The 11,406-nt window shown below is 60.1% G+C and carries 12 protein-coding genes and 1 pseudogene; 10 read left to right on the top strand and 3 right to left on the bottom strand.

Going from position 1 to position 11,406, the window contains the following annotated elements; translation table 11 throughout:
• The first annotated feature begins 1 nt into the window (after position 1).
• The 3 genes and pseudogenes from dut (at position 2) to argB (ending at position 3,043) form a co-directional block, all read left to right on the top strand.
• Entirely contained in the window at positions 2 to 457 is a 456-nt protein-coding gene (gene dut / locus Q1V60_RS03270) for a dUTP diphosphatase (RefSeq protein ID WP_300627381.1), read from the top strand.
• 257 nt (positions 458 to 714) lie between these two features.
• Positions 715 to 2,118 (top strand): annotated as a pseudogene (locus Q1V60_RS03275) (phosphomannomutase/phosphoglucomutase); the annotation flags it as partial.
• Positions 2,119 to 2,137: 19 nt separating this feature from the next.
• On the top strand, positions 2,138 to 3,043 hold the full coding sequence (argB, locus tag Q1V60_RS03280) for an acetylglutamate kinase (RefSeq protein WP_300627383.1): 906 nt from the start codon (positions 2,138 to 2,140) through the stop codon (positions 3,041 to 3,043).
• A 159-nt stretch (positions 3,044 to 3,202) separates the two neighbouring features.
• Here argB and pyrE read toward each other — a convergent pair whose 3' ends face one another.
• Positions 3,203 to 3,847 (bottom strand): orotate phosphoribosyltransferase, encoded by a 645-nt coding sequence (gene pyrE, locus Q1V60_RS03285; RefSeq protein ID WP_003195489.1) that lies wholly within the window; start codon positions 3,845 to 3,847, stop codon positions 3,203 to 3,205.
• Positions 3,848 to 3,929: 82 nt separating this feature from the next.
• Between pyrE and Q1V60_RS03290 the strand changes: the two genes are divergently transcribed.
• Complete coding sequence (locus Q1V60_RS03290) at positions 3,930 to 4,709, top strand: exodeoxyribonuclease III (protein WP_003195493.1); 780 nt, start codon at positions 3,930 to 3,932, stop codon at positions 4,707 to 4,709.
• A 73-nt stretch (positions 4,710 to 4,782) separates the two neighbouring features.
• On the opposite strand, the gene Q1V60_RS03295 is transcribed toward Q1V60_RS03290, so the two are convergent.
• Entirely contained in the window at positions 4,783 to 5,151 is a 369-nt protein-coding gene (locus Q1V60_RS03295; protein WP_300627388.1) for a DUF4870 domain-containing protein, read from the bottom strand.
• 22 nt (positions 5,152 to 5,173) lie between these two features.
• Positions 5,174 to 5,896 (bottom strand): ribonuclease PH, encoded by a 723-nt coding sequence (gene rph / locus Q1V60_RS03300; RefSeq protein WP_300627390.1) that lies wholly within the window; start codon positions 5,894 to 5,896, stop codon positions 5,174 to 5,176.
• A 216-nt stretch (positions 5,897 to 6,112) separates the two neighbouring features.
• Here rph and Q1V60_RS03305 point away from each other — a divergent pair, with 216 nt between their 5' ends.
• The 6 genes from Q1V60_RS03305 to Q1V60_RS03330 all read left to right on the top strand — a co-directional run.
• The gene (locus Q1V60_RS03305; protein WP_300627391.1) at positions 6,113 to 6,976 is read left to right on the top strand and encodes a YicC/YloC family endoribonuclease; all 864 of its coding nucleotides are present in this window, start codon (positions 6,113 to 6,115) and stop codon (positions 6,974 to 6,976) included.
• A 10-nt stretch (positions 6,977 to 6,986) separates the two neighbouring features.
• Positions 6,987 to 7,607 (top strand): guanylate kinase, encoded by a 621-nt coding sequence (gene gmk / locus Q1V60_RS03310; RefSeq protein ID WP_003213284.1) that lies wholly within the window; start codon positions 6,987 to 6,989, stop codon positions 7,605 to 7,607.
• Positions 7,608 to 7,773: 166 nt separating this feature from the next.
• Positions 7,774 to 8,037: a DNA-directed RNA polymerase subunit omega gene (gene rpoZ / locus Q1V60_RS03315; RefSeq protein WP_003176920.1), complete on the top strand. Its 264-nt coding sequence runs from the start codon at positions 7,774 to 7,776 to the stop codon at positions 8,035 to 8,037.
• Between the two features lie 60 nt (positions 8,038 to 8,097).
• Entirely contained in the window at positions 8,098 to 10,203 is a 2,106-nt protein-coding gene (gene spoT, locus Q1V60_RS03320) for a bifunctional GTP diphosphokinase/guanosine-3',5'-bis pyrophosphate 3'-pyrophosphohydrolase (protein WP_300627393.1), read from the top strand.
• A gap of 39 nt (positions 10,204 to 10,242) precedes the next feature.
• Positions 10,243 to 10,623, top strand: coding sequence for a RidA family protein (locus tag Q1V60_RS03325; protein ID WP_003176922.1), 381 nt, complete (start codon positions 10,243 to 10,245; stop codon positions 10,621 to 10,623).
• Between the two features lie 56 nt (positions 10,624 to 10,679).
• The coding region (locus tag Q1V60_RS03330; RefSeq protein WP_300627396.1) for a hypothetical protein at positions 10,680 to 11,406 on the top strand (727 nt) is incomplete at its 3' end.

Below are 11,406 nucleotides of genomic sequence, written 5' to 3' on the forward strand. Positions count from 1 at the left end.
CATGCACGCTTTGCAAGCCAAGATCCTCGACCCCCGCATCGGTAGCGAATTCCCATTGCCGGCCTACGCCACCCCAGGTTCCGCTGGCCTGGACCTGCGCGCCATGCTCAAGCAAGACACGCTCCTTGAGCCGGGCCAGACGCTCCTGATCCCCACCGGCCTGTCGATCTACATCGGCGACCCAGGCCTGGCAGCCCTGATCCTGCCGCGCTCCGGCCTGGGCCACAAACACGGCATCGTGCTGGGCAATCTTGTGGGCCTGATCGACTCCGACTACCAGGGCGAATTGATGGTGTCGTGCTGGAACCGTGGCCAGACCGCATTCAACATCGCTATCGGCGAGCGCATCGCCCAGCTGGTGTTGGTGCCGGTGGTACAGGCGCACTTCGAACTGGTGCAAGAGTTCGATGAAACTCAGCGCGGTGCAGGTGGTTTCGGGCATTCCGGCAGCCACTGACTAAGCTGAACATGGCCGGGCGCAAATGCCCGGCCAGACGCCACCGCCCGGCTTTTCAGGATGAAGAATGCGCGAAAGGTATCAGCGATATTTCTACAATGAAATCAATGCATTACGCGAAAATACGTATGCGGTCCAAGCGCCGATGGCACTTTTGCACCACGAACTCTCTGCCGAAAACGCCGTCATACCCTTCAGTTTGAGCCTGCCGGCCAGCCACACCAGGCCAGCCTTGCCCCCTTTCAGATGGAGTACCCCCCGCGATGAGTACCGCAGCCCGTGTAGCCCCGGCTTTTCCCGACAGCATCTTTCGTGCCTATGACATTCGTGGCGTGGTGCCCAAGACCCTGACCGCCGAGACCGCCTACTGGATCGGCCGCGCCATCGGCTCACAGAGCCTGGCCCAGGGCGAGCCGAATGTTTCGGTAGGCCGTGACGGCCGCCTGTCCGGTCCAGAGCTGGTCGAGCAACTGATCCAGGGCCTGGCGGACAGCGGTTGCCATGTCAGCGACGTCGGGCTGGTGCCTACGCCTGCGCTGTATTATGCCGCCAACGTGCTGGCCGGTAAGTCCGGCGTCATGCTTACCGGTAGCCACAACCCGTCGGACTACAACGGTTTCAAGATCGTCATCGCCGGCGATACCCTCGCCAACGAACAGATCCAGGCCCTGCACACTCGCCTGAAAACCAACGACCTCACCAGCGGCACCGGCAGCATCACCAAGGTCGACATCCTGCAGCGCTACTCCGACGAAATCACCGGCGACGTCAAGCTCGCCCGCCGCCTGAAAGTGGTGGTGGATTGCGGCAACGGCGCGGCCGGCGTGATCGCCCCGCAATTGCTCGAAGCCCTGAATTGCGAAGTCATCCCGCTGTTCTGCGACGTCGACGGCCACTTCCCCAACCATCATCCGGACCCAGGCAAGCCTGAAAACCTGGTGGACCTGATCGCCAAGGTCAAGGAAGTGGGCGCCGACGTGGGCCTGGCCTTCGACGGCGACGGCGACCGCGTAGGCGTGGTGACCGACACTGGCGAGATCGTGTTTCCGGATCGCCTGTTGATGCTGTTCGCCCGTGACGTGGTGGCGCGCAACGCCAACGCCGAAATCATCTTCGACGTTAAATGCACCCGTCGTCTCACGCCTCTGATCAAGGAATACGGCGGTCGCCCGCTAATGTGGAAGACCGGCCACTCGTTGATCAAAAAGAAGATGAAGGAAACCGGCGCCTTGCTGGCCGGCGAAATGAGCGGTCACGTGTTCTTCAAGGAACGCTGGTTCGGTTTCGACGATGGCATTTACAGCGCTGCGCGCCTGCTGGAGATCCTCAGCAAGGAAAAATCCACGGCAGAAGAGCTGTTTCAGACCTTCCCGAACGATATTTCTACGCCAGAGATCAATATCCATGTGACCGAGGAGAGCAAATTCAGCATCATTGACGCACTGCACGACGCGCAATGGGGTGAAGGCGCCAACCTGACCACCATTGATGGTGTGCGAGTCGATTACGCCAAAGGCTGGGGCCTGGTTCGCGCGTCCAACACCACGCCGGTGCTGGTGTTGCGCTTCGAGGCGGATACCGAGGCTGAGTTGCAGCGCATCAAGGACGTCTTTCACGTCCAGTTGAAACGTGTTGCCCCTGATCTCCAATTACCGTTCTGATTTTTTACCGGAGCCCTGAATGACCCTCGAACGCGAAGCCGCTGCCAACACCGCCAAGGTCCTGTCCGAAGCGTTGCCCTATATTCGTCGCTACGTCGGCAAGACGCTGGTGATCAAGTACGGCGGCAATGCCATGGAAAGCGACGAGCTGAAAACCGGCTTTGCCCGCGACATCGTGCTGATGAAAGCTGTGGGGATCAACCCGGTTGTCGTCCACGGCGGTGGGCCGCAAATCGGCGACCTGCTCAAGCGTTTGTCGATCGAGAGTCACTTCATCGATGGCATGCGCGTCACTGACGCGCAAACCATGGACGTGGTGGAGATGGTGCTCGGCGGTCAGGTCAACAAGGACATCGTCAACCTGATCAACCGCCACGGCGGCAGCGCCATTGGCCTGACCGGCAAGGACGCGGAACTGATCCGCGCAAAAAAACTGACCGTGACGCGTCAGACGCCGGAAATGACCCAACCGGAAATCATCGACATCGGGCAGGTGGGCGAAGTGATCGGCATCAACACCGATCTGCTCAACCTGCTGGTCAAGGGGGACTTCATCCCGGTGATCGCCCCCATCGGCGTGGGCGCCAACGGTGAGTCCTACAACATCAACGCCGACCTGGTTGCGGGCAAAGTGGCTGAAGCGCTGAAGGCTGAAAAGCTGATGCTGCTGACCAACATCGCCGGCCTGATGGACAAGCAAGGCGAAGTACTCACCGGCCTGAGCACCCAGCAGGTGGACGAGCTGATTGCCGACGGCACTATCTACGGCGGCATGCTGCCGAAGATTCGTTGCGCACTGGAAGCCGTGCAGGGCGGTGTCGGCAGCTCGCTGATCATCGATGGCCGGGTACCGAACGCGGTGCTGCTGGAAATCTTCACCGATACCGGCATGGGCACATTGATCAGTAACCGCAAGCGTTCTTAACCGCTGCAATTAAAAAAGCCCCGCTCAATCTGATTGAGCGGGGCCTTTTTTTTGTCGTTAATTCTTGTGCATGAAGACCCACTGTGGGAGCGGGCCTGCTCGCGAAAGCAGATCAGTCAACACATGTGTGCCTGAAGGCTGCTTCCACACGGATCAGCATCAGACGCCGAACTGCTCGCGGTACGCACGCACAGCCGGCAGGTGCTGCTTGAGCTGCGGATCATCTTCCAGGAACTGCAACACCTGGTTCAGCGAGACGATGCTCACCACCGGAATGCCGAAATCGCGCTCTACTTCCTGGATAGCCGACAATTCACCATTGCCGCGTTCCTGGCGGTTCAGGGCAATCAGCACACCCGCTGCCTTGGCGCCGTCCTGGGAAGCGATGATCTGCATCACTTCACGGATGGCAGTGCCGGCGGTGATCACGTCGTCGATGATCAGCACATCGCCCGTCAGCGGCGCGCCCACCAGGCTGCCGCCTTCGCCGTGAGCCTTGGCTTCCTTGCGGTTGAAGCACCACGGCAGGTCCTGCCCATGATGCTCCGCCAGGGCCACCGCTGTAGCAGCGGCCAGGGGAATGCCCTTGTAGGCCGGGCCAAAAAGTACGTCGAAGGAAATACCGCTTTCAACGATGGCGGCCGCGTAGAAACGCCCCAACTGAGCCAGGGCTGAACCCGAGTTGAACAAGCCTGCGTTAAAGAAATACGGGCTGGTGCGCCCGGACTTGAGGGTGAACTCACCGAAGCGCAAAACCCCGCGATCGATGGCAAAACGAATGAAATCGCGTTGATACGCCTGCATGAAAAAAGCCTCAGATACCACGGATTTAGCTAATTAGGTGGACGGCGTGTATCATACACGCACGCGATTTTTGGGGCCATTTATGCGGATCATCAGTGTGAACGTTAATGGTATTCAGGCTGCAGTCGAGCGTGGTTTGCTCAGTTGGCTGCAAGCACAGAATGCCGACGTCATCTGCCTGCAGGACACCCGCGCCTCCGCCTTTGAACTGGACGACCCAGCCTTCCAACTGGATGGCTACTTCCTTTATGCCTGCGATGCCGAAGTGCCCACCCAAGGTGGCGTGGCTTTGTACTCGCGGTTGCAACCCAAGGCGGTCATCAGCGGCCTCGGCTTCGAGACAGCCGACCGCTACGGGCGCTACCTGCAAGCCGATTTCGACAAGGTCAGCATCGCGACCTTGCTGCTTCCCTCGGGGCAGAACGGCGATGAAGACTTGAACCAGAAATTCAAGCTAATGGACGACTTCGCCCGCTATCTGGATAAACAGCGACGCAAACGTCGCGAGTACATTTATTGTGGCTCGCTGTACGTGGCGCAACAGAAGCTGGATATCAAGAACTGGCGCGACAGCCAGCAATCTCCGGGCTTCCTTGCGCCGGAACGGGCCTGGATGGACGAGATTGTCGGCAACATGGGGTATGTCGATGCCCTGCGCGAAGTCAGCCGTGAAGGCGACCAGTACAGCTGGTGGCCAGATAACGAGCAGGCCGAGATGCTCAATCTGGGCTGGCGTTTCGACTACCAGCTGCTGACCCCCGGTCTGCGCCGGTTCGTGCGCAGTGCACGCCTGCCGCGCCAGCCGCGCTTCTCGCAGCACGCGCCACTCATCGTGGACTACGACTGGACGCTGACCATTTGAGGTCTTTTTCCAGGCGCAAAAAAACCGACAGCGATGTCGGTTTTTTTGTGGGCGCCCATTAACTGGCCAAGCGTTATTTGACCAGGCGCCAGGTCAAGGGATAGCGATAGGCGATCCCCTTGTTGGCCTTGACCGCGCCAATGATCGTCAGTACTACACTGGCGATTGCCAAGGCGGTCATCAGGAAAAATCCGATCACCGCAAACGCAAGCACGATGCAAACGATCCAGGCGATGGCCACGGTGATCTGGAAATTCAAGGCTTCCTTGCCCTGATCATCAATGAACGGGTCCACTTCTTTCTTCATCTGCCACAGAATCAGCGGCCCCACGACACTGCCGAAGGGGAAAACGAACCCCAGGAACGCCGCGAGATGGCACAACATCGCTCCCTGGCGCACTTCGTAGGAAGGCGTAGGCACCGGCATCTGATTGTCATTCATGACGTTTCTCCTTGAGACCGGCTCAATCAGCCAGTGCGGCATTTTGCAGTTCGAAAATTTCGCTCATGCCTTTCTGGGCCAGGGCCAGCATGGCATTCAGGTCAGCCGGCTGGAATGGCGCGCCTTCGGCGGTGCCCTGCACTTCGATGAAACCACCGGTGCTGGTCATGACCACGTTCAGGTCGGTCTCGGCGGCCGAGTCTTCCGGGTAGTCCAGGTCCAGCACAGGCTCGCCCTGGTACATGCCGACCGAGACGGCGGCGATCATTTGCTTGAGCGGGTCACCGCCTTTAAGGCCGCCGCGCTTCTTGATCACTTTAAGTGCGTCAACCAGGGCCACCATGGCGCCGGTGATCGACGCGGTACGGGTGCCGCCATCGGCCTGGATCACGTCGCAATCGACGTACAGGGTCACGTCGCCCAGCTTGGACATATCCAGGGCTGCGCGCAGGGAGCGGCCGATCAGGCGCTGGATTTCCAGGGTGCGCCCGCCTTGCTTGCCACGGCTGGCTTCACGCTGGTTACGTTCGCCAGTGGCACGTGGGAGCATGCCGTATTCAGCGGTCAACCACCCCTGGCCCTGGCCCTTGAGGAACCGCGGCACGCCGTTCTCGACGCTGACGGTGCAGATCACCTTGGTATCGCCAAACTCGACCAGTACGGACCCCTCGGCGTGTTTGGTGTAGTTGCGGGTGATGCGGATCGAGCGGAGCTGATCGGCAGCGCGACCACTTGGACGTTTCATAGGGAATTCCTGTACTGAGGACGAAAAACTGCCGAGCATTATAGAGCCGCCGACCGATTCGGGGCACTTCTAAAAATCAGGTTACGAATACGCGGTCTATCGCCCATTGTTTGGGCGCATCCGCCCCACTGCGCTACACTCCTGCGCCTTCGCAGCCTGTCGGCTTCCATTTCATCATCAGCCCGTATTTGCGGGACTGCATTGCGAGGTACCTCCATGGTGCACAGCATGACCGCCTTTGCCCGTGTCGAAAAAGCCGGCGCCCAAGGCACCCTCAGCTGGGAATTGCGCTCGGTCAACAGCCGTTACCTGGAGCCGCACCTGCGCCTGCCCGAGTCTTTCCGCGACCTCGAAGGCGCCGTGCGTGAAGCGCTGCGACAGGGCATTTCCCGCGGCAAGCTGGAATGCACCCTGCGCTTTACCGAAGAGACCACCGGCAAGCCGTTGCAGGTAGACCGCGACCGCGCCGCGCAACTGGTCGCCGCCGCCGAAACCATCGCCGCCCTGATCAAGCAACCCGCCGCGCTGAACCCCCTGGAAGTGCTGGCCTGGCCCGGCGTGCTGGTGGCCGATGCCACCGACCCGCAAGCCTTGAATGCCGAAGCCCTGGCACTTTTCACCCAAGGTCTGCACGAACTCAAGGCCGGTCGCGAGCGCGAAGGCGCCGAACTGGCCCGCCTGATCAATGAGCGCCTGACGTCAATCGAAGCCGATGTAGTCACCCTGCGCGAACTCGTGCCGCAGATGCTCGCCACCCAGCGCCAGAAGGTCCTGGACCGCTTCGCCGACATGAAGGCCGACCTCGACCCCGTGCGCCTGGAGCAGGAAATGGTGCTGCTGGCCCAAAAGAGTGACGTCGCCGAAGAGCTCGATCGCCTGAGCACCCACATCCTCGAAGTGCGCCGCGTGCTCAAATCCGGCGGTGCCGCCGGTCGGCGCCTGGACTTCCTGATGCAGGAACTCAACCGCGAAGCCAATACACTGGGCTCCAAAGCGTTCGATCCGCGCAGCACCACGGCTGCGGTCAACCTCAAAGTGTTGATCGAGCAGATGCGCGAACAAGTACAGAATATTGAGTAAGGCAATCTCCATGACCCACAGCACCGGTACCCTTTACATCATTTCCGCCCCTTCGGGGGCGGGCAAGAGCAGCCTGGTCAAAGCCCTGACCGACGCTGACGAGCAGATCCGCATCTCGGTTTCCCACACCACCCGTGCCATGCGTCCGGGTGAAGTGAACGGCGTGCACTATCACTTTGTCGAGCGTACCGAGTTCGTCAAGATGATCGAACACGGTGACTTCCTGGAGCGCGCCGAAGTGTTCGGCAACCTCTACGGCACCTCGCAAAGCCACCTGCAGCAGACCCTGGATGAAGGCCATGACCTGATTCTGGAAATCGACTGGCAGGGCGCCGAACAGGTACGCCAGCTGATGCCCAAGGCGCGCTCGATTTTCATCCTGCCGCCCTCGCTCGAAGCGTTGCACCAGCGCCTGACCAATCGCGGCCAGGACAGCGACGAGATCATTGAAGGTCGCATGCGTGAAGCGGTCAGCGAAATGAGCCACTACGTCGACTACGACTACCTGATCATCAATGATGATTTTGCCCACGCACTGGATGATTTGAAGGCGATTTTCCGCGCCAACCAGCTGCAGCAAAAGCGCCAACAGCAGCGTTTCGGCAAATTACTCGCCGAACTGCTCGGCTGATTGGCCCTTCCCAAAACCGCTGCAAGGGCTTTACATTGGCGCTTGTAGCCGTTTGGCGAGGGCCTGCGAAAATCAGCGCTTCCCTAAACGCTGGTGATTTTTTAAACTGCTCAGTCCGCTCGCCCAACCGGGCAGCGCGCATCTTGCATTCGCTCCGAGGAATACCATGGCCCGCGTAACCGTTGAAGACTGCCTAGAACACGTGGATAACCGCTTTGAGCTGGTCATGCTCTCTACCAAGCGTGCCCGTCAACTGGCCACTGGCGGCAAAGAGCCTCTGGTCCAGTGGGAAAACGACAAGCCTACCGTTGTGGCCCTGCGTGAAATCGCCGAAGGCCTGATGAGCTATGAGTTCATCGCCAACGCTGAAATCGTTGAAGACGAACCGCTGTTTGCAGCGTTCGAGGACGAGTCCAACGAGGCCGTCTAAGCCTATGCCTGGTCGACGTAGCACGGCGCGCAGTCACAGCCTTCGGCAGGAGTTCACACCTTGCCGAGCATAGACGCCCTCGCCGATCGCTTATCGACCTACCTCGGTCCCGACCAGGTCAATCTGGTACGCCGAGCGTATTTCTACGCCGAACAAGCTCACGACGGCCAACGCCGTCGCAGCGGCGAGGCGTATGTCACCCATCCTCTTGCGGTGGCAAATATCCTGGCCGACATGCACATGGACCATCAGAGCCTGATGGCCGCGATGCTGCATGACGTGATCGAAGACACCGGCATCGCCAAGGAAGCGCTCAGCGCGCAATTTGGCGAAACCGTGGCCGAGTTGGTCGATGGGGTCAGCAAACTGACCCAGATGAACTTCGAGACCAAGGCCGAAGCCCAGGCGGAAAACTTCCAGAAAATGGCCATGGCCATGGCCCGCGATATCCGCGTAATTCTGGTCAAGCTGGCCGACCGGCTGCACAACATGCGCACGCTGGAAGTGCTCTCCGGCGAAAAACGCCGGCGGATCGCCAAGGAAACCCTGGAAATCTACGCGCCCATTGCCAACCGGCTGGGCATGCATGCCATTCGCATCGAGTTCGAAGACCTCGGCTTCAAGGCCATGCACCCGATGCGCTCTGCGCGCATTTACCAGGCGGTCAAACGCGCCCGGGGCAACCGCAAGGAAATCGTCAACAAGATCGAAGAGTCCCTGAGCCACTGCCTGGCGATCGACGAGATCGAAGGCGAAGTCAGCGGACGGCAGAAACACATCTACGGCATCTACAAGAAGATGCGCGGCAAGCGTCGGGCTTTCAACGAGATCATGGACGTGTATGCGTTCCGGATCATTGTCGACAAGGTCGACACCTGCTACCGCGTGCTGGGTGCTGTACATAATTTGTACAAACCCCTGCCGGGCCGCTTCAAGGATTACATCGCGATCCCCAAGGCCAACGGCTACCAGTCGCTGCATACCACGCTGTTCGGCATGCACGGCGTGCCAATCGAGATCCAGATCCGCACCCGCGAAATGGAAGAGATGGCCAACAACGGCATCGCTGCCCATTGGCTGTACAAGTCCAGCGGCGACGAGCAGCCAAAAGGCACCCACGCCCGTGCCCGCCAGTGGGTCAAGGGCGTGCTGGAAATGCAGCAACGTGCCGGTAACTCCCTGGAATTCATCGAAAGCGTGAAGATCGACCTGTTCCCGGACGAGGTCTACGTGTTCACACCCAAAGGCCGGATCATGGAGCTGCCCAAGGGCTCCACGGCGGTCGACTTTGCCTACGCCGTGCACACCGACGTGGGCAACAGCTGCATCGCCTGCCGCATCAACCGGCGCCTGGCCCCGCTGTCGGAGCCGCTGCAAAGCGGCTCCACGGTGGAGATCGTCAGTGCACCGGGCGCGCGGCCGAATCCGGCCTGGCTCAACTTCGTCGTTACCGGCAAGGCGCGTACGCACATCCGTCACGCCTTGAAACTGCAGCGCCGTTCCGAGTCCATCAGCCTGGGCGAACGCTTGCTGAACAAGGTGCTCAACGGCTTTGACAGCGCCCTGGACAAGATCCCGCAGGAGCGCGTGCAAGCGATGCTCCAGGAGTATCGCCAGGAAACCATCGAAGACCTGCTGGAAGATATCGGCCTGGGCAACCGCATGGCCTACGTGGTTGCGCGTCGACTGCTTGGCGAAGGCGAACAGCTGCCAAGCCCCGAAGGCCCGCTGGCGATTCGCGGCACCGAGGGCCTGGTGCTCAGCTATGCCAAATGCTGCACGCCGATCCCGGGCGACCCGATTGTCGGCCACCTGTCGGCGGGCAAAGGCATGGTGGTGCACCTGGACAACTGCCGCAATATCACCGAAATCCGTCACAACCCGGAAAAATGCATCCAGCTGTCGTGGGCCAAGGATGTCACCGGCGAATTCAATGTCGAGCTGCGCGTGGAGCTGGAGCACCAACGCGGCTTGATCGCCCTGCTGGCCAGCAGCGTCAACGCGGCCGACGGCAATATCGAGAAAATCAGCATGGACGAACGCGATGGGCGCATCAGCGTGGTCCAGCTGGTGGTCAGCGTGCACGACCGCGTGCACCTGGCCCGCGTGATCAAGAAGCTGCGCGCGTTGACCGGGGTGATCCGCATCACCCGCATGCGTGCGTAGCTCTGCAAATAAGCCATCGCCTATTACAAGGAGTCATTCATGACCAAGACAGTAATCACCAGCGACAAAGCCCCGGCCGCCATCGGTACTTATTCCCAGGCGATCAAGGCGGGCAACACCGTCTACATGTCCGGCCAGATCCCGCTGGACCCGAAGACCATGGAACTGGTGGAAGGCTTCGAAGCACAGACCGTACAAGTCTTCGAAAACCTCAAGTCCGTGGCTGAAGCGGCTGGCGGTTCGTTCAAGGACATCGTCAAGCTGAACATCTTCCTCACCGACCTCAGCCACTTCGCCAAGGTCAACGAGATCATGGGCAAATACTTCGAACAGCCATACCCAGCCCGCGCCGCCATTGGCGTTGCTGCCCTGCCAAAGGGCGCGCAGGTTGAAATGGACGCGATTCTGGTCATCGAGTAAAAACACCCGGCGCAGCCTCAACAGCTGCGCCGGCTTCGTTTCAGAAGGATTTAGTCATGCGCAAAGCGCTTGTAGCCTCTTCGTTGCTCGCCCTGCTGCTCGGCGGCTGTGCCAGCAACCCTGCCAACCTGGATGTGAGCGGTACCTGGATCAACCAGGCCGCCATCGATGCGGCAGCCAAGGGCGGCCCTTTGCGCGAAGCCTTGCAGACCTTTGGCCCGAACCTCGAATGGGAGGTCAACACCAAGGCCTTGCAGGCACGCTACTACAACGGTTTTGAAGTAGCGGAAGGCAAGTTGCTGTCTGAAAAGCCCGGCGCCTGGAGCGTGGACTTCTACGGCAGCTCTGCCACCGAGCTCAAGCGCAAAGGCAAAAAGCTGTTGCAGGTGGCCAATGACAACGAGCCTGAACAGCTGTTCTCCCGCGCCAAGGACCCAGCTCCCGAAGGCGCGCCGTTGGGTGCCAACTTCGAGCGGGCGCTGTATGCGGCTTACATGGGCGGCGACTGGAAGATTACCGACGGCTTCGGCAACGGCTCCATCGTGCAGTTCCAAGCTGAAGGCAAGGTGGTTGGCCTACCCAAGGTTGATCGGTACTCCTTATGCTTGGCAGGCGATTGCGCATCCATGAGCGGCGGCTATGACAGCATCTGGCTGCAACTGAACGGCCAGGGCAACCCTTGGATTTTTTCGCGCAAGGGCAAGCAATTGGAAATCTTCCAGGCGATCAACACGGCGCAGACGGATGAGGTGCCTCAGTTCACTCCAGGTCCGCGCCAATGGC

It is taken from the genome of Pseudomonas sp., assembly GCF_030147005.1.
GTDB lineage: Bacteria > Pseudomonadota > Gammaproteobacteria > Pseudomonadales > Pseudomonadaceae > Aquipseudomonas.

Excerpts from the sequence above, each read along its gene's own strand:
- dut (WP_300627381.1), top strand. The coding sequence starts at position 2 with ATGCACGCTTTGCAAGCCAAGATCCTCGACCCCCGCATCGGTAGCGAA.
- argB (WP_300627383.1), top strand. The coding sequence starts at position 2,138 with ATGACCCTCGAACGCGAAGCCGCTGCCAACACCGCCAAGGTCCTGTCC.
- pyrE (WP_003195489.1), bottom strand. The coding sequence starts at position 3,847 with ATGCAGGCGTATCAACGCGATTTCATTCGTTTTGCCATCGATCGCGGG.
- Q1V60_RS03290 (WP_003195493.1), top strand. The coding sequence starts at position 3,930 with ATGCGGATCATCAGTGTGAACGTTAATGGTATTCAGGCTGCAGTCGAG.
- Q1V60_RS03295 (WP_300627388.1), bottom strand. The coding sequence starts at position 5,151 with ATGAATGACAATCAGATGCCGGTGCCTACGCCTTCCTACGAAGTGCGC.
- rph (WP_300627390.1), bottom strand. The coding sequence starts at position 5,896 with ATGAAACGTCCAAGTGGTCGCGCTGCCGATCAGCTCCGCTCGATCCGC.
- Q1V60_RS03305 (WP_300627391.1), top strand. The coding sequence starts at position 6,113 with ATGGTGCACAGCATGACCGCCTTTGCCCGTGTCGAAAAAGCCGGCGCC.
- gmk (WP_003213284.1), top strand. The coding sequence starts at position 6,987 with ATGACCCACAGCACCGGTACCCTTTACATCATTTCCGCCCCTTCGGGG.
- rpoZ (WP_003176920.1), top strand. The coding sequence starts at position 7,774 with ATGGCCCGCGTAACCGTTGAAGACTGCCTAGAACACGTGGATAACCGC.
- Q1V60_RS03325 (WP_003176922.1), top strand. The coding sequence starts at position 10,243 with ATGACCAAGACAGTAATCACCAGCGACAAAGCCCCGGCCGCCATCGGT.